Below are 15537 nucleotides of genomic sequence, written 5' to 3'. Positions count from 1 at the left end.
TTATTCGGAGATGGTCACCATTTCGCCAAGAAGGAACGGGTTTTCGGCAGGAATCGTGATAATGACTTCACGACCGTGAATCGGCATTTCAGGCATCTTCCACATACGCATAGGGAATTCCACGATACGGCTGGAAAGACCAACCACCTTACCCTTGACCGGCTTACCCGTAGCACCCAGCGGCTTCACATTGACGGTTTCGCCAACATCCATGCGCTGGTACATTCTTTCGTGGATGTAACCGCGAACCAGCGTCGGAGACTTGTGAGTGAGAGTAACAATCGGAGCAAAGCTAGACACCTTTTCGCCGTCATGAACATTCACGGAACCCACGACCCAGCTTTCCTTGGCAATCTGGATCAATTCTTCCTGCTGCTTCTGGAGTTCTTCCAGTTCCTTCTTCAGGTTTTCCACTTCGCTCTTGCCGGCGTCCTTCTGCAAGCGGTTGCTGCTGCGCAAAAGCTTGATCTGTTCGTTGGCATTAGCGTTGGCAACAGCCAGTTCGTTCTTGAGGCTCTTGATCTGCATCGCCATGGCGTCGTTGCCATCGGCTTCAGAATTAGAATTCTTGAGGCTCTTGAGTCTGGAAGCGATTTCCTTGTTTTTCTTGTATTCCGTTTCAAGCCTGTTGATTTCGGACTTGAGGGTCAGCGTCTTTGTAGCAAGGTCAGCCTTGACAGCAGCCACCTTCTGGTCGATATCTGCGGCAGACAAGTTGCTGCGGCCTTCACTGGCATCCAGTTCACGAGTCACTTCGGCAATGCGAAGCGTCAAGTCCGGACGGTTGAGCTCCACAATTGTATCGCCCGCATTGATGGCCTGACCCGGCATCACATGCACCTTCACTACTTCGGTGGGGCTCGGCACGCTAATCGTCGTTTCAGCGGCTTCTGCAATACCCTGGAAGGTGGCAATCTTGCCCTGATACATGTAACCGAGGATAATGGCGATGATTACGCAAAGAATCCAGGCAAGGGAAAGCTTATGGCTGTATACGTAAGCAACACCGGCGTTACTCTTATGCGTGTTCCAAAAATTTTCGAGCATATCGCTAAGCTTGTTCATACCGTCTCCCTTACATTTCCGTCGTGGCGTCTTGCATCATGAACTGCACGTCCGAGATGCCTTCGATCTTCGAAAGTTCGCTCAGGATTTCAGCAGCGGGGTGAGTGGCGCGCAGGCGAATCTGGTAAGCCACATCGAGACGGGCACCGCCATCCACTTCGCGCATGGTAATCAAAATAAAGGTCTTGAGGCTGGACTTCATGATGTCTTCGATCTGGCCACGAACCTTGGGTTCGTTGGGCAAAGCAAAGCGGAGCATGCCATCAAAGAAATGCTTGGTACCGAGACCCGTACGGGAAAGGAGGAAGGCCACAGCGCTAAAGGCGATGGTTCCGCCCACGGCAGCACCCCAAGCATACACACCGCAACCGATACCGGCGCCCAGCGATGCGAACACGAACATAATGTCGCGGGGATCCTTAAAACTCGTTCTAAAGCGAACCACAGAAAGAGCACCCATCATACCCAAGCCGCGACCCACGTTATCACCGATAGCCTGCATCACAGTGGCAGCGACCACGGCACTCAGCACAATGGCCTGCACAAAGTTTCTGGAATACGACAAACCAAGGAAGGTCTTTTCGTAGGTCCAAGCAATCACCGAGGAAAGGATAAACGTGAGGATCAAGGTGTACGCCAACGTAATAAGAGTGGCATTGGCGGTGCCGGATTGGACGGCTAATAGATCGAGCATAGGGACTCCGTGGTTTACTTTTTCTTTTTCAGCCAAAATTTACTTTAATCACTCGCAAAATAGCGAATTTTTGTGTAAAAATGGATGAACAAAAACCAAACGTTCCTATAAAAATGGGGCAATTCGGGGGGAATCCACCCTATTTTTAACACCACATTGGAATAATAGCAAAAAAGGGGTAAAAATACACCTAAAAAGATTTTTGCATTCTAAAACAAGCGTGCAAATAGCGTGCAAATCACAGTAAAAATAATTTACTTTTAGCTGAATCTGCCAGCTCCAACACGACGTTTCCGGCCCCTTTCAGACACCAGGGCTTCGATCAAGAAAAGGAGTGCCGCAAGGCCCAGGAATATCTGGTAACGGTCCTGGTAATTTTCCATACGATCAGAGGCCTGTTCCTTTTTCTCGAGGCTCGCAATTTCAGAAAGCACCTTCTGCAATTGGAACTCACCGGGGCTTGCATAGAAATAAAGTCCACCGGTCACGCTTGCGATTTCTTGCAGAGTTCCATCTTCAAGACGGGTGGTCACAATGTTGCCCTGCATGTCCTTCTTGTATGCGACTTCGCCGTTCTTGGAAGGCACGGGAATAGGTACACCTTCGCGAGAGCCAATGCCGATGGTATAAATGCGGATTCCCATTTCGGCAGCTTCCTTAGCAGCGTTTACGGCGGCAGCTTCAAGTTCTTCGCCATCGCTCATCAAAATCATCACGGAGTACTGCCCGGCACTTCCAGAATTCTTGTAAAGGTCCATGCCCTTACGGATTGCCTTTTCGAGGTTTGTACCCGGCATGAGCCAGCCCGGAGTCAGTTCCTTTAGCATCATCTGCACGGTGCCATAATCAAGGGTCAGCGGCACCATCACCTGGGCTTCGCCCGAGAACGCCACAAGACCTACGCGGTCGCCTGAAAGCGATTCCAAAAAGGCCGAAATTTCATGACGGCTACGAGTCAAGCGGTTGGGCTTGATGTCTTCGGCAAGCATAGAAAGTGAAATATCCTGCAGCAGCACCAAATCGAGTCCACGGCGTTCGATATGTTCCATTTTACGGCCCCATTGCGGGCGAGCAAGAGCCACAAACAAGAAGGCAATCGCAAACAGCAGAATTGTCACCTTTGCAAGCCTACGCCAGGGCGATACCGACGTCGAAAGCTTGGGCAACATCGATAGCGAAACAAAGCGGGCTGCCAGCTTTTTGCGGCGGTGATAGGCATACACAAAAAGAAGCGCAAACAGAGGGAGCGTCAAAAGGCCCCACAAAAACATCGGTTCAGCAAATCGCATCTAAAGCCTCCAATTACGGGATGCGCACAAAGCGCGTATTCGCAAGCAACAATTCAAGCAAAATCAACAGGGCTCCCGCCAAAAGCCAGGGGTAGAACTTTTCGGCATAGCGGGCATAGGCCACCGTTTCGATTTCGGTCTTTTCCAGTTCGTCGATTTCGGAATAAATCTTTTCCAATTCTTCCTTGTTTTCGGCACGATAGAAACGGCCACCGGTCTTTTGAGCCACAGACCGAAGCACTCCTTCGTCGATTCCTTCTTCGGGAGTAATATCACGTTCGCCCCAAGAGATATCGCCCGTCCAGGGATTCTGCTGGAAGGCAAGAATCTTGCCATTCTTTTTACCCACGCCCACCGTGTAGACTTTAACGCCAAGGGACTGGGCCACATCGGCGGCGCGCATCGGCGGCACCACACTGGCGTTGTCGCGGCCATCGGTCAAGAGCACCACCACCTTGGATTTTGCTTCGGACTTTTGCAGGCGAGCCAAGGCATTCATCAGGCCATCGCCAATGGCCGTACGGCTATTCATAATGGAATCCCGGGCAAGATCATCGGTAGCCCTTAAAATTTCCAGCAAGGAGCCATAATCCAGCGTCAGCGGGCACTGGGTCACCGAACGGGAACCGAAAGCGGAAAGTCCGATTCGGTCGCTATGGCGTTTCTGGATAAAATCGGCAATCACCTGCTGGGCATAACCCAAACGGCTATACTTCCAATAATCGCCGGATTTTAGAATCCGTTCAGCATTCATCACACCCAGCTTTGCCTGTTCCATACGGGTAAGCATATCCAGCGTACCCATAGAACCCGAAACGTCCAGAGCCAGCATAATGTCGACGCCATCAGTAGAGGTATATTCCACTTCCATGGCGTTCTGCGGACGGGCAAGCGCCACCACAAAACAAGCGAGGGCGGTCAGACGCAACAGGGGCACAATATGGCGGAATTTGACACGGCGACTGGGAACAGCACGCTTGGCAATGGAAAGGGCCGGAAACTTGATGGTGCTCTTGCGGCGGTGTTCACGATAAATGTACCATCCAACCAAAACGGGAATCAAAAGTAAAAGCCAAAAGGCCTCGGGATTCTGAAAATGCAACGCACCAATATCCATAAAATCTCCGAAAAATCGCAAAAAATCTTTTTTCAACGGAGAATATACAAAAATGCGATGAGAGAAATCAAATTACGTCTTTCTGGGCAGTCACGTGAGGCAAAAACCGCTTCATAAGCGGGATAATACCAAGGTACAGCAGCATAGTCACCGCAAACACAAACGCCAAGGACACCGGACGCGGCCAATGCACATGGATATCCCGCAAAATCTTGATGATACTCCACTGCACCCACCCATGGGTTACCAAAATCATAATGGAATAGCGGCCAAAATAAGACACCAGAGGAATCTTGCCGATAGCTTTCGACAAGAACAGCACCGCCAAAGTACCTAAAAGCCCGCACAGGTAAACGCTCCAAATCGGGAGCCAATAGCGGTTGCTCACGTAGCTCACTGAATCGGGCGGAGCATTAAAGGTCAACAGGAACGACACTCCAAAACACAAAAGGGCGAAGGGAATATTCCAACGGTCCATGCGGTTCGGGGCCAGAATCGGGGTATAGCGATAGGCCACATGCCCAGCGCAAAAATAAGGGATAGATGCCAGGGACGACGCCCAGAATAGGGGTAGCTTAATGTTATAGCGGCCCAAGAAAAATCCCACCAGTCCAAGCGCAACCGAGAGCACCACCAGGGCTTTTGTCGTGTGCCGCGGAAACTTTTTGGCAGCCCATTTTTTCGTCACCAGGTACAACCCGTAGAACATCAAATTCGTCCAAAACAGGCTCAGCAAAAACCACACCGGAATATTCGGGAAGGACTGTTTCCATACAAAAGAAAACCACACGGCGGCACCGGGATTTGCACGCAAGTGAAAATAGTGCAGTATAAAGGGTAGCAAGCACGACAAGGTTACAAAAAAGAACGCGAAGGGTATCAGGAGCTTGTTGATTTTACGGCGACAGAAATCAAAGAATCCCGCGTATTCCTTAAAGAACAGTCCCGACAAAAAGAAATACAGGGGCATTCTAAATGCGGAAACCGTTTCTTTAAGTGGGTACGTTTCAAGGCCCCAGGTACTTACCACATGGTGCCACACTACCAGCATAATGCAGATGCCTTTGGCCAAATCCACAAAGGCATAGCGCGGCTTGGGTGCAACATTCACAGGTTCCATAAAATACCGTTACTGTTCCAAGAAATCAAAAATCCGTTTCTTGTAGTCGGGCAATTCATCGAACACGGCGTGCCCGCAATCTTCGTACATATAGAATTCACAGGGAATGCAGGCGTCCTTCAATTTTTCGGCAATCTTGACAGAAGCTTCCGGCGTGGTCACAAGATCCTTGCCTGCGCCAAGCACAAGCACCTGACTCCTGATTTTGCCAAGGTCATTGTAGGTGTCTACGTAATCGCAGGCATCTGCAAAAATGGCAAAACGATCCAGTTCTTCGTCCGAGATTTCTTTATACAAGGCCAGTAACGCCCTGCGGTAACGGGCTGCGAATTTTTCGCTAAAGCAGTCGTCAATAAAGCTATTTACTAGCGTCGTCGTTTCGCGGGCGCGAGCGAGGCGGGCCCAGTTACGGATTGTCTTGAGCTGTTGCGGCTCCGCCTTCGAAGTCGAAGAACCGAGTACCAATTTATTCACGATTTCAGGGTTACGAATTGCCATATACTGGGCAATCATGCCGCCCTGGGACAAGCCGTAAATGTCGGCCTTTTCTATACCCAAGGCCTTGAGGGCCGCCACCTGATCGTCGGCCATTTCGGTCAACGAATAACCGGGCTTGGCATCTTTTTTACGGTCAAAAAAATAGAGCGTATACTTTTCCTTAAAAATCTTGTAGGGACCTTCAAGCGAAGCTGCCGATTTCATGACGCTTTTTATGGAGAGGCCGGGAATCACAATCAATGGCTTGGGTCCTGAGCCAATGCGGGCATATTCCATTTCAAGGTCGCCCGCACAAACCGTATGTACAAGATTTTCGCTCATGTCCTAAATATATTAAAAGCTCATAGAACGGCCCACAAAAAAGTCCCGCATGGACTGCGGGACTTGAATTTTTCTAATAACAGCGACTTACGCGCATTAATTTCTGTGGAAGTCGTCTTCCACGCGGATGATATCGTCTTCACCGGTGTATTCGCCCACCTGCACTTCGACGATCACCAGCGGCAGCTTGCCTTCGTTCTGCAGACGGTGAACTTCGCCTACCGGGATGTAGGTGGATTCGTTGGGACGCACGTAGAACACGTTCTTGCCCACGGTCACCGTAGCGGTACCGCTCACCACCACCCAGTGTTCTGAGCGATGCAAATGTTTCTGCAGGCTGAGGCGCTTGCCCGGCTTCACCACGATACGCTTCATCTTGTAGCGTTCAGAAGATTCCAGCACGGAGTAAGTTCCCCACGGACGGCTCACGGTCTGCGGCACGTTAATGAGGTCAGAGCCACGTTCCTTCAGTTCTTCCACCACCTTCTTCACCTTCTGGCTGCTGCTAAGGGGTGCGACCAAGAGGGCATCCGGAGTATCCACGATAAGCATCTTGTCGAGGTCAATCGTCGCGATGGCGCGCTGGGAACCCATCACCAAGGAATTCTTGGAGTCCACGGCAATGTGGCGCGGGTTCACGTTGTTGCCGTTTTCGTCGTGGGGATATTCACCATAAAGGCTATCGAAGCTACCAAGGTCGCTCCAACCGATATCGCTGGGAACAACCTTCACCTTGTTGGACTTTTCCATGACGGCGTAGTCGATGGAGTTCGACGGAATGGCCATCATGTCGTCGCGATTGATACGGATGGGTTCGCCATCTTCAATCGGCGCATTGGAAAGGGCCTTTTTTGCAGCAGCGAGCATTTCCGGAGAATACTTGCCGAGTTCAGAAAGGAACGTCTTTGCCTTGAAGCAGAAAATGCCGCTGTTCCAGTAGAAGTTACCTGCCAACAGGTACTTTTCGGCAGTAGCGCGGTCGGGCTTTTCCACGAAACGCTTTACGCTGCCGCTGTTTTCGCCATCGGCTTCGATGTAGCCGTAGCCCGTTTCGGGACTGGTCGGCGTAATACCGAAGGTCACCAGGTTGCCGGCTTCGGCAAGTTCCTGGGCGCGGAGCAGCACCTTCTTGTACTCGTCTTTCTTGCGGATCACGTGATCCGAAGGAGATACCAGCACGATGGTTTCCGGGTTCATGGTAAGGCAAGCGAGAGCGATAGCCGGGGCGGTGTTACGACCCACCGGTTCCAGAAGGAACTTGCTACCGGTCATGCCTTCCATTTCAAGCTGATCCTTGGCCAAGAAGAACTGGTCGGCATTGCTCACGATAAACTGAGACTCGCAAACAGCGGAGTTTGTCACCACCGTCTTGCGGAAAAGGGACTGACCGTCAAAAAGCGGGGCAAACTGCTTGGGCATCAGGGATCGGCTCACAGGCCAAAGGCGCGTGCCCGAACCACCACAAAGAATTAAGTTAATCATTAATCCCATCCTCAACGATTACCAGAACAGTGATTTAGTAGTCGTATTATTATTGTTATTCGTACCAGTGCCAGTGCCGGTACCAGTATTTGTCTTGTCGTTACCCGTACTCTTATCGCTACTACTGCTGCTAGTACTCTTCGGCGTATAGTCATCCTTAACCACATGGACTTGATGAGCAGCCAAAGCGCCATAGTAGACGGCGTTCACCGACGGGAAGATCAAGCTCACGAGGCGGTTCCAAGTTGCGAGATCAGAAGCATCAACATAAACGATGTCGCGAGAATTCAACTTGAATCGATCAGCCATAGCCAAGGCCATTGCATTCTTCGCATTCAGCTGGAACACATCAATCTGGTTTTCAGAAGTATTGCGAATAACGTAAATTCCGCGAGCGGTAGCGTTCAAGGCCTGCAGGCCGCCAGCAGTAGCCAAAGCTTCGGCCAGGGTCAGATTGCCATTATAGATGTTGACAATACCAGGTCTACCCACTTCGCCCATCACATAGGCCTTCTGGTCTTTCTGGGTTTCAGTAAGAGCCGGCACCAAAATCTGGTCATCAGGCTTGATCATCAAACGTTCAAGAGGCAGATTTGCATTAAAGGCATTAAGGTAATTGATATTGTAAACCTTGTCGCCACGGCGAATCTGCATGGCAGAAGGGTCAGCCTTATCAGTAAAGCCGCCAGCATAGGCAATAGCGTCGGGCAAGGTCATCGGGTTTTCATTGAACGAAATAATGCCCGGTTTTTCAACAGCACCTGCCACAAAAGCCTTACGGCTATAGTAACCCGTCACGCGAACATCCACCTGCGGATCATTCAAGATCTTGTCAGAAAGACGCTTGGTAATTTCGGCACGAAGTTCCTGGGCCGTAAGACCTGCAGCCTGAAGTTCACCGGCATACGGGTAGAAGAGCTTACCATCGGTAGTCACCTTCTGACCAGCCGGCTGGTATTGCCCCATCGGAGAAGTCAATTCCGGGTGTTCCCACACCACCACCTGAACCATGTCTAGAGGTCCGATGCGGTATTCCAGTTCAGGCAAGGAATCCACCAACAGATCCTTCAAATCGCCGAATTCACTAGAATTGCTGTCGACAGAGGCCGTTACGGCGGAGCCCATATCACCAGCACCAATGTCATGGATACGCACAATCTTGCCGTTATATTCGGCTTCGTCACCCGGCACACTCATCTGCATCTGCGGTCCGAGAGCGCAACCGCTCAAAGCAGCGACGGCAACAAGTCCAAGACCCAAACTCATTTTCTTCATAAATTAACCCTTTTAGCCAGTCTATGCCTGGCCTTCGCTTTGTTTGATTTTTTCTACCCAGTACGGGGTCAGTTTAGAGATAAAATTCCACGCCAGCACGAAAGCATTTTCAGGACGGCGATACGGGTCGGGAACATCCACCCGCTGCGGTTCGCCATAACGGAAGACCTTACCTTCGAGCCACGGATAACGGTGCAACAAATCCATCTTGTGGCCGTTTTCCATCACCAGGATGAGGTCAGCCCACTTCAAAATATCCAGATTTATCTGGCGAGCGCGGTGTGCGCTCATGTCTACACCGTGTTCAAGAGCGATTTTTTGACTCAATTCATGGGCCGGGTGATCCACCAGGGCTCCAAGGCCGGCACTCATTACATCAAAACCTTCCCCCAGTTCCTTTTTCAAAAGGTATTCACCTGTGGGGCTACGGCATATATTACCAGTACATACAACGAGAATGTGTTTCATTGCTTTTAAATTAGAAAATTCTTACAATTCAAACGCAAAGCCAAGATCCTTAAGGGCAGGGTTCTTGGTATCCTTTTCCGAAAGCAACGGTTCAAAACCATTGCCCACCGGCCATTCAATGCCGATTTCGGGATCATTCCACATGAGGCCACCTTCGTCCTTGGGGTCGTAAAGGCGGGTGCACTTGTACACGAAAGTTGCAGTCTCGCTAAGGACCACGAAACCGTGGGCAAAGCCTTCGGGAATATAAAATTGCTTCTTATTTTCGGCAGAAAGCGTAACACCTTCCCACTTACCGAATGTAGGGCTACCCTTGCGCAGGTCTACGGCCACGTCAAAGACTTCGCCTTCGATGACGCGAACGAGCTTACCTTGCGGATTTTTCTTCTGGAAATGCAAACCGCGGAGCACACCCTTCTTAGAGCGGGATTCATTGTCCTGCACAAAGACCATGTCGAGGCCGGCAGCGTCAAATTCACCCTTGTTGTAGGTTTCCATAAAGTAGCCGCGCTGGTCGCCATAGACCGTCGGCTCAATAATCGTTACGCCTTCGATGGACGTCTTGATAAAGTTAAACTTACCCATTATCTATTCCCGTACATTTTTTCGTAATACTTCTCGTAGTCACCGCTGGTGATGTTGTCCAGCCATTCCTGGTTGTCCAAATACCAGCGCACCGTCTTCTCGATGCCTTCTTCGAACTGCAGGCTCGGTTCCCAGCCCAGTTCCTTCTGGAGCTTGGTGGAGTCAATGGCATAGCGGGCATCGTGGCCCAGGCGGTCGGTCACGTAAGTGATCAAGTTCATGTCTTCGCCTTCGGCGCGACCGAGGAGCTTGTCCACCGTCTTGATGACAACCTTAATGATGTCGATGTTCTTCCATTCGTTGAAGCCGCCGATGTTATAGGTTTCGGCAATCTTCCCATTATGGAAAATCACGTCAATAGCGCGGGCGTGATCTTCGACGAAAAGCCAGTCGCGGACGTTTTCGCCCTTGCCGTAAACCGGGAGCGGCTTCTTGTGGCGAATGTTGTTGATGAAGAGCGGAATCAGCTTTTCGGGGAACTGGTACGGACCGTAGTTGTTGCTGCAGTTCGTCACGATGGTCGGCATGCCGTAAGTGTCATGGAAGGCGCGAACGAAGTGGTCGGAACCGGCCTTGGATGCAGAATACGGAGAATGCGGCGTGTACTTCGTGGTCTCGTAGAAGAAGTCATCGCCGTAAGCCAAGTGATGTTCGGAGCTGGACGCCGTAGTGGTGAACGGAGGCGTAATGCCTTCCGGATGGTTCATCTTGAGGGCGCCATAAACTTCGTCGGTGGAAATATGGTAGAAGCGCTTGCCTTCGTACTTTTCGGGGAGGCTCTCCCAGTAGAGCTTGGCAGCCTGGAGCAGAGCCAGCGTACCCATGACGTTGGTCTTTGCGAAGGTGAACGGGTCCTTGATGGAACGGTCCACGTGGCTTTCGGCAGCCAGGTGAATGATGCCGTCCACCTGTTCGTCCTGCATGAGCTTGTAGAAAGCGTCAAAGTCGCAGATATCCATCTTCACGAATTTGTAGTTCGGCTTGTCTTCGATGTCCTTGAGGTTGGCAAGGTTACCCGCATAGGTCAGCTTATCCAGGTTGATAATCTTGTATTCAGGATACTTATTCACAAAAAGGCGTACCACGTGGCTTCCGATAAAGCCTGCGCCGCCAGTAATAACGATGGATCTTTTCATATTTTTCTCCGATTACGGGCTAATATAGCAATTAATCGTTTTTCCCCTAAGGAACATTTCTCTTTATGGTAGGTACGCTGGCAAGCAACTTCTGGGTGTATTCGTGCTGGGGGTTCGTCAAGACAACATCTGCTGCCCCCCGCTCCACAATACGGCCAAAATACATCACCAGCACATCGTCACTCAAGGCGCGAACGACCTGCATGTCGTGACTGATAAACACGATAGAAAGTCCAAATTCATTGCGCAGGTCATCCAGCAAATGCAAGATTTGCGCCTGCACCGAAACATCCAAGGCGCTGGTAACTTCGTCGCATAAAAGAATCTTGGGCTTGACCATCAAGCTGCGGGCAATGCAGAGTCTTTGCCGCTGGCCCCCCGAGAACTCGTGGGGGAACTTTTGGAGAGCCTCTTTCGGTAACGACACCCGCTCCAAAAGTTCTCTTGCACGCGCTTCCGCATCCGCAACCTTCACACCGCGTGCAAGCAGCGGCGCCGTCAAGATTTCAGCCACCGTCTGGCGGGGATTCAAGCTACTGAAGGGGTCCTGAAAAATCATCTGCACCAGGTCAGAAACCCGGCGCTCGCCTCCGGAATTCTTTCCGGCAATGCGTCCCTTTACAACGGGTTCGCCGAAAAGCTTGAATTCACCGGAATCCATGGGCACAAGTCCCACCAGAGACTTAACGAGAGTAGACTTACCACAGCCCGACTCCCCCACAATCGAAAGGATTTTTCCGGATTCAAGTACAAAAGAGACGTTCTCTACCGCTGTAAAATAGTTCTGGACCTTGCCCAAGACGCCACCGCGAATCGGGAACTTTACCGTAAGCCCCGAAACCTCCATTGCAGGTATGGATTCCTGAGCCATTCCTAAGCCTCAGCTTCCGTTTCACCGTCAAGGCCCGAAAGGGCTTCCTGCACGTTTTTTTCGGTAGCAAGCAAAATTTTGCGGCATTTACGCAAAAGTTCGGTAGCTTCCTGTACCGCACCGGCCAATTCGTCTATTTCCATCTCGGAATTGTCAATTCGCTCCAAGATGCCCTCTAAACGCTCCATTGCGGTTTTATATTCAAAATTTTCGGTACTCATATAAGTGAATATAGTTATCTTTAACGAAGTGAGTTCTATGAAGAAGACCAAGCGAAGTGTTTTGGACATTTGCCTTGCGCTTATGGCGGGGGGGCTCTTTTCTGCATGCCTCCACATTCCAAACGCCCCCGGCGACGATCCCAAGATTACCTCTGTCGAAGTCCTGGTAAAGCAATTCGACGAAACAAAGGAATCGCCCCTTAAAATCAATTCCGACGAAGACGCCGAACTGATTGCCCTAGTCAATCCCCACAAGTACAAGGACGATGTCAAATATTACTGGTACAAGGGCGACGATGTTCTGGGTGAGGGCATGACCTACGCCATCTCCACCGACGACATGGCATCTAGCAAGAAGATCAAGAAAAATATTCCCGACAAGCTGGTCATCAAAGACCGCGAAAAGAACAGCCTCGAGACCACGTTCCAGATCATTATCAACGTTCCTCCACAAATTTCGGCAGACACGAAACCGGCTGACGGCGACACCCTGTACGGCAATACCCACACCCCGTTCCAGTTTTCTTGGAAATCCTCCGACCGCGACGAAAACGGCCATTTGTCCCATATACTTGAAATTGACGGCATCCGGTACAACGTAGGCGAACTACAGCAGGTTTCCCAGTCCGGCTTTACCGAAGGCCGACACACCTACCGCATCCTGGTAGAAGATTCCTTGGGCGACAAGGATTCCATTCCCGAGCAGGAATTTTTTGTCATAGACACTTTGGGGGCTCCATGATTTTTCAAAATTCGAAACCGGCAGCCCTCCTTGGCATTCTCGTCCTTGCACTCCTTGCATGCACCAATTCCGACGATTACCTCTTCAACGACCAGGAAACCCAGGAAATAGAAATCTCCGCCGTCGTAACCAGATCCTTCGACAACGAAGCCAAGAAAACGAAGGCCGATACCATTCAGCCGGGCGACTCCCTCATATTCCTGACCACGGTATCCCCCTCCAAATCCATTCGAAACAAGCAATATTACTGGACCATAGACGGAGGAAACTTCGCCAGCGAGTATAGCTTTCAGAAAAGCATCAACGATCCCGGAATCCACAAGGTTGCATTCGTCTTCGTTGATTTTTTCGGAGACACCTTAAGCGACACCCTGACCATTACCGTTGCCACGCCCCCCATTATGGACACGGAGCATTTTATTCCGGCAACGGGAACCCAGAACTTGACACCGGATAGCACCATCCACTTTGCATGGAATTCCTACGACCCAGATTCCCTGTGGGACCTTTCATTCCGCTTTACGCTGCAGAACAGCGACAAGGACACCATCGTAGACACCTTGCTCCATAAGGCCTATTTCAAATACCGCAAAAAGCTTTCCCCATTGCAAAAATACACTTGGACCGTCAAGGCCTACAACGAATTCAACCAGAAGTCCAACGAAACCCTGACCGCCACTTTTTACACCAAGGGACACAAAGGGGAAAGCGCCGTTTCCGGAACCATCAAGACAAGTTCCAACCACAAGGAACAAGATTTCAGCATCATACTTCTAGATTCTCTACAAGAACCTCTCGACACGCTCCAGCTTTCCGGAAACCCTAGCGCAGACTTCAACATCCAGCCACTCGCCGAAGGCAAATACAGCTTGGTGTTTTTCGTAGACAACGCAAGCGATTTCCTATCTGAAACCATTCACTTCAAGCTAGATGCAAACCAGGTTTCCCAACTGGACACAATCACTCTTGTAGACGGGATCCTGCCCCGCATCCGGAGCGTTTCCGACAACGACTCCCTCGACATTTCGGATACGTTGCGATTTATCGTCTTTGACAAGGGTGGCCCCATTTCCACGTCCATGATTCAAGTTTCTTACGAGAACAGGAACCTTCAGGACCTAACGCTATTGAAGGACACCTTATACGTCCCTTTCAACAAGGAAGCTTCTGCACAAAACTGGACAACCAAGTTTATTACCGTTAGCGTGACCGACCCCAGCAACAACAGCTCCAAGCATATTTTCTACCTCCGTCCCAATGCAACCCTACCGGAGGTATTCAGTGAATAAGCTTTTATACATTCCGTTTTTAGCAGTCTCAATTGCCTTGACGGCCTGTGGCGATGACCACGTAATCAATCAGGACACGCCCACCCTCAAGCAGTATGTTTTCGCCGGCCCCGACGGTTTTAACGGAGACATTGCCAATTATTACGACCCCATCACCGAAATATACGTGGAGCAGGGTCAGACCATCAAGTTCTTTGCAGGCTACTCCGCCGGAGCACGCATTTACACCGACGAAACGTTGCAGCAAAACTATAATGGGCTTCTCTGGAAAATCGGCGAAAGCACTTACAACCTGAGTTCATTCCGCCATACATTCTCCACCCCCGGTGTATACGAAGGCTCCCTGGAAACCACCGACTATTTCAACGATACGTTGCGTACAACTTTTAAGATCTACGTGAATACGCCGAACAGCATCGCCCTCGAGCAGCCTTACAACGGCTACAACCAGGCAAGCCCTGACGACAACCAGGAACTCCTATTACAATGGAGCGTTTCTGGAATTGACCCCTGGGAAACCCCTCGGTGCCTGATTTACATGGCCTACGACCCCGAATCCGTTTGGGAATCTCCACTGGGTTACACGGACTGCAATTCGCCGGTCACACTTAAAGGATCTCTCATCCAGTCTTTTGATGCTATTACGCGGGAATACATTAGCGCCTACGACAGTTCCTTCACCCTGTACTGGGGCGCCAAGATGTTCACCAAGAGCCAAAGCGGACGAGAATACCGCGACTCTACAGAAATATTCCACTTCTCGACCCAGATTCTCGACGAGACGTCGACATTAAAAATTCCCCTGGTATACAACCGTTACAGGGACAATTCCATTTTGCAGACAGACATCTATCTAATTTCAAAAGATGGCGATACCCTGCAGACCCTTACCAACAGCTTGAGCTCCAACACCATTACGGCCAAGGTTGAGCCTCAAGTCGGCCTCAAGGTTCTTCTGAAAGAAACCTACCGCAAGGAATACGCCAGCGAAAGCCTTGTTGTCGACATTCCCGCCCATACGGTACTTACCACGGACACGATCGTTCTGAAAGACCAGACGCCTCCGCAGATTGCTTTCATCAGCGACCAGGTACTAAATTCCGACTCCATTGCCTTTTACATTTACGACGACGGTTCCGGCCTCAACGTTTCCAAGTTGACTGTCACCTTGGATTTCGACACCTTGAATTTCAACTACAACAACCCTACGCTGACTTTCTACAAAAACTGCTTTGGCACCTGCAGACTGTCCATTACAGGCGAAGACTATTCACAAAATAGTTTGCCAGAGGTTTATTGGACAATCCAGAATGTCCCCGGCTATCGGTTAATTTCGGGTCCTTATCCAATCGAGGGTATCTGAC

General features: G+C 50.5%; 16 protein-coding genes. 3 read left to right on the top strand and 13 right to left on the bottom strand.

Translation table 11 applies throughout. The features are described from left to right. The 13 genes from ACJMNB_RS01700 to xseB form a co-directional block, all read right to left on the bottom strand. Nucleotides 1–1065 (bottom strand): HlyD family secretion protein, encoded by a 1065-nt coding sequence (locus ACJMNB_RS01700; RefSeq protein ID WP_405338343.1) that lies wholly within the window; start codon nucleotides 1063–1065, stop codon nucleotides 1–3. A gap of 10 nt (nucleotides 1066–1075) precedes the next feature. Next, nucleotides 1076–1759: a DUF4956 domain-containing protein gene (locus ACJMNB_RS01695; protein WP_405338341.1), complete on the bottom strand. Its 684-nt coding sequence runs from the start codon at nucleotides 1757–1759 to the stop codon at nucleotides 1076–1078. Nucleotides 1760–2019: 260 nt separating this feature from the next. Further along, a complete protein-coding gene (locus ACJMNB_RS01690) occupies nucleotides 2020–3048 on the bottom strand; it encodes a vWA domain-containing protein (RefSeq protein WP_405338339.1) in 1029 nt (342 codons plus the stop codon). A gap of 13 nt (nucleotides 3049–3061) precedes the next feature. Further along, nucleotides 3062–4165 (bottom strand): vWA domain-containing protein, encoded by a 1104-nt coding sequence (locus ACJMNB_RS01685; protein WP_405338337.1) that lies wholly within the window; start codon nucleotides 4163–4165, stop codon nucleotides 3062–3064. A 67-nt stretch (nucleotides 4166–4232) separates the two neighbouring features. Next, complete coding sequence (locus ACJMNB_RS01680) at nucleotides 4233–5285, bottom strand: acyltransferase family protein (protein WP_405338335.1); 1053 nt, start codon at nucleotides 5283–5285, stop codon at nucleotides 4233–4235. Between the two features lie 9 nt (nucleotides 5286–5294). After that, nucleotides 5295–6104 carry an alpha/beta fold hydrolase gene (locus tag ACJMNB_RS01675; RefSeq protein ID WP_405338333.1) on the bottom strand — a complete coding sequence of 270 codons (810 nt, stop codon included), beginning with the start codon at nucleotides 6102–6104 and terminating at the stop codon, nucleotides 5295–5297. A gap of 96 nt (nucleotides 6105–6200) precedes the next feature. Further along, on the bottom strand, nucleotides 6201–7586 hold the full coding sequence (locus ACJMNB_RS01670) for a mannose-1-phosphate guanylyltransferase/mannose-6-phosphate isomerase (RefSeq protein ID WP_405338331.1): 1386 nt from the start codon (nucleotides 7584–7586) through the stop codon (nucleotides 6201–6203). Between the two features lie 18 nt (nucleotides 7587–7604). Further along, entirely contained in the window at nucleotides 7605–8861 is a 1257-nt protein-coding gene (locus ACJMNB_RS01665) for a polysaccharide biosynthesis/export family protein (RefSeq protein ID WP_405338329.1), read from the bottom strand. A 21-nt stretch (nucleotides 8862–8882) separates the two neighbouring features. Then, nucleotides 8883–9329, bottom strand: a complete 447-nt coding sequence (locus tag ACJMNB_RS01660; RefSeq protein WP_405338327.1) for a low molecular weight protein-tyrosine-phosphatase — start codon at nucleotides 9327–9329, stop codon at nucleotides 8883–8885. Nucleotides 9330–9350: 21 nt separating this feature from the next. Then, nucleotides 9351–9914, bottom strand: a complete 564-nt coding sequence (gene rfbC, locus ACJMNB_RS01655) for a dTDP-4-dehydrorhamnose 3,5-epimerase (protein WP_405338325.1) — start codon at nucleotides 9912–9914, stop codon at nucleotides 9351–9353. Continuing rightward, a complete protein-coding gene (locus ACJMNB_RS01650; RefSeq protein WP_405338323.1) occupies nucleotides 9914–11050 on the bottom strand; it encodes a dTDP-glucose 4,6-dehydratase in 1137 nt (378 codons plus the stop codon). The genes rfbC and ACJMNB_RS01650 overlap by 1 nt, the downstream gene beginning before the upstream one ends. 46 nt (nucleotides 11051–11096) lie before the next feature. Continuing rightward, nucleotides 11097–11921 (bottom strand): ATP-binding cassette domain-containing protein, encoded by an 825-nt coding sequence (locus tag ACJMNB_RS01645; protein ID WP_405338321.1) that lies wholly within the window; start codon nucleotides 11919–11921, stop codon nucleotides 11097–11099. A gap of 2 nt (nucleotides 11922–11923) precedes the next feature. Then, nucleotides 11924–12142 carry an exodeoxyribonuclease VII small subunit gene (xseB, locus tag ACJMNB_RS01640; RefSeq protein ID WP_405338319.1) on the bottom strand — a complete coding sequence of 73 codons (219 nt, stop codon included), beginning with the start codon at nucleotides 12140–12142 and terminating at the stop codon, nucleotides 11924–11926. A 28-nt stretch (nucleotides 12143–12170) separates the two neighbouring features. Here xseB and ACJMNB_RS01635 point away from each other — a divergent pair, with 28 nt between their 5' ends. The 3 genes from ACJMNB_RS01635 to ACJMNB_RS01625 are packed head-to-tail and all read left to right on the top strand — an operon-like array spanning nucleotide 12171 to nucleotide 15536. Continuing rightward, the gene (locus ACJMNB_RS01635) at nucleotides 12171–12884 is read left to right on the top strand and encodes a hypothetical protein (RefSeq protein ID WP_405338317.1); all 714 of its coding nucleotides are present in this window, start codon (nucleotides 12171–12173) and stop codon (nucleotides 12882–12884) included. Next, complete coding sequence (locus ACJMNB_RS01630; RefSeq protein WP_405338315.1) at nucleotides 12881–14173, top strand: hypothetical protein; 1293 nt, start codon at nucleotides 12881–12883, stop codon at nucleotides 14171–14173. Before ACJMNB_RS01635 ends, ACJMNB_RS01630 begins: the two co-directional genes overlap by 4 nt. Continuing rightward, nucleotides 14166–15536 carry a hypothetical protein gene (locus ACJMNB_RS01625; RefSeq protein WP_405338313.1) on the top strand — a complete coding sequence of 457 codons (1371 nt, stop codon included), beginning with the start codon at nucleotides 14166–14168 and terminating at the stop codon, nucleotides 15534–15536. Before ACJMNB_RS01630 ends, ACJMNB_RS01625 begins: the two co-directional genes overlap by 8 nt. The last annotated feature ends 1 nt before the right edge of the window (nucleotide 15537 follow it).

The sequence above is a fragment of the Fibrobacter sp. genome, assembly GCF_045131395.1.
Lineage (GTDB): Bacteria > Fibrobacterota > Fibrobacteria > Fibrobacterales > Fibrobacteraceae > Fibrobacter.
Note: the sequence above shows the minus strand (reverse complement) of the source record. Positions and strands in the feature narration are given on the sequence as shown.

Bases quoted from the DNA above. Each gene is read 5' to 3' on its own strand.
- ACJMNB_RS01700 (WP_405338343.1), bottom strand. From the start codon at position 1,065: ATGAACAAGCTTAGCGATATGCTCGAAAATTTTTGGAACACGCATAAG.
- xseB (WP_405338319.1), bottom strand. From the start codon at position 12,142: ATGAGTACCGAAAATTTTGAATATAAAACCGCAATGGAGCGTTTAGAG.
- ACJMNB_RS01680 (WP_405338335.1), bottom strand. From the start codon at position 5,285: ATGGAACCTGTGAATGTTGCACCCAAGCCGCGCTATGCCTTTGTGGAT.
- ACJMNB_RS01690 (WP_405338339.1), bottom strand. From the start codon at position 3,048: ATGCGATTTGCTGAACCGATGTTTTTGTGGGGCCTTTTGACGCTCCCT.
- ACJMNB_RS01695 (WP_405338341.1), bottom strand. From the start codon at position 1,759: ATGCTCGATCTATTAGCCGTCCAATCCGGCACCGCCAATGCCACTCTT.
- rfbC (WP_405338325.1), bottom strand. From the start codon at position 9,914: ATGGGTAAGTTTAACTTTATCAAGACGTCCATCGAAGGCGTAACGATT.
- ACJMNB_RS01675 (WP_405338333.1), bottom strand. From the start codon at position 6,104: ATGAGCGAAAATCTTGTACATACGGTTTGTGCGGGCGACCTTGAAATG.
- ACJMNB_RS01630 (WP_405338315.1), top strand. From the start codon at position 12,881: ATGATTTTTCAAAATTCGAAACCGGCAGCCCTCCTTGGCATTCTCGTC.
- ACJMNB_RS01665 (WP_405338329.1), bottom strand. From the start codon at position 8,861: ATGAAGAAAATGAGTTTGGGTCTTGGACTTGTTGCCGTCGCTGCTTTG.
- ACJMNB_RS01645 (WP_405338321.1), bottom strand. From the start codon at position 11,921: ATGGCTCAGGAATCCATACCTGCAATGGAGGTTTCGGGGCTTACGGTA.
- ACJMNB_RS01670 (WP_405338331.1), bottom strand. From the start codon at position 7,586: ATGATTAACTTAATTCTTTGTGGTGGTTCGGGCACGCGCCTTTGGCCT.
- ACJMNB_RS01660 (WP_405338327.1), bottom strand. From the start codon at position 9,329: ATGAAACACATTCTCGTTGTATGTACTGGTAATATATGCCGTAGCCCC.
- ACJMNB_RS01650 (WP_405338323.1), bottom strand. From the start codon at position 11,050: ATGAAAAGATCCATCGTTATTACTGGCGGCGCAGGCTTTATCGGAAGC.
- ACJMNB_RS01685 (WP_405338337.1), bottom strand. From the start codon at position 4,165: ATGGATATTGGTGCGTTGCATTTTCAGAATCCCGAGGCCTTTTGGCTT.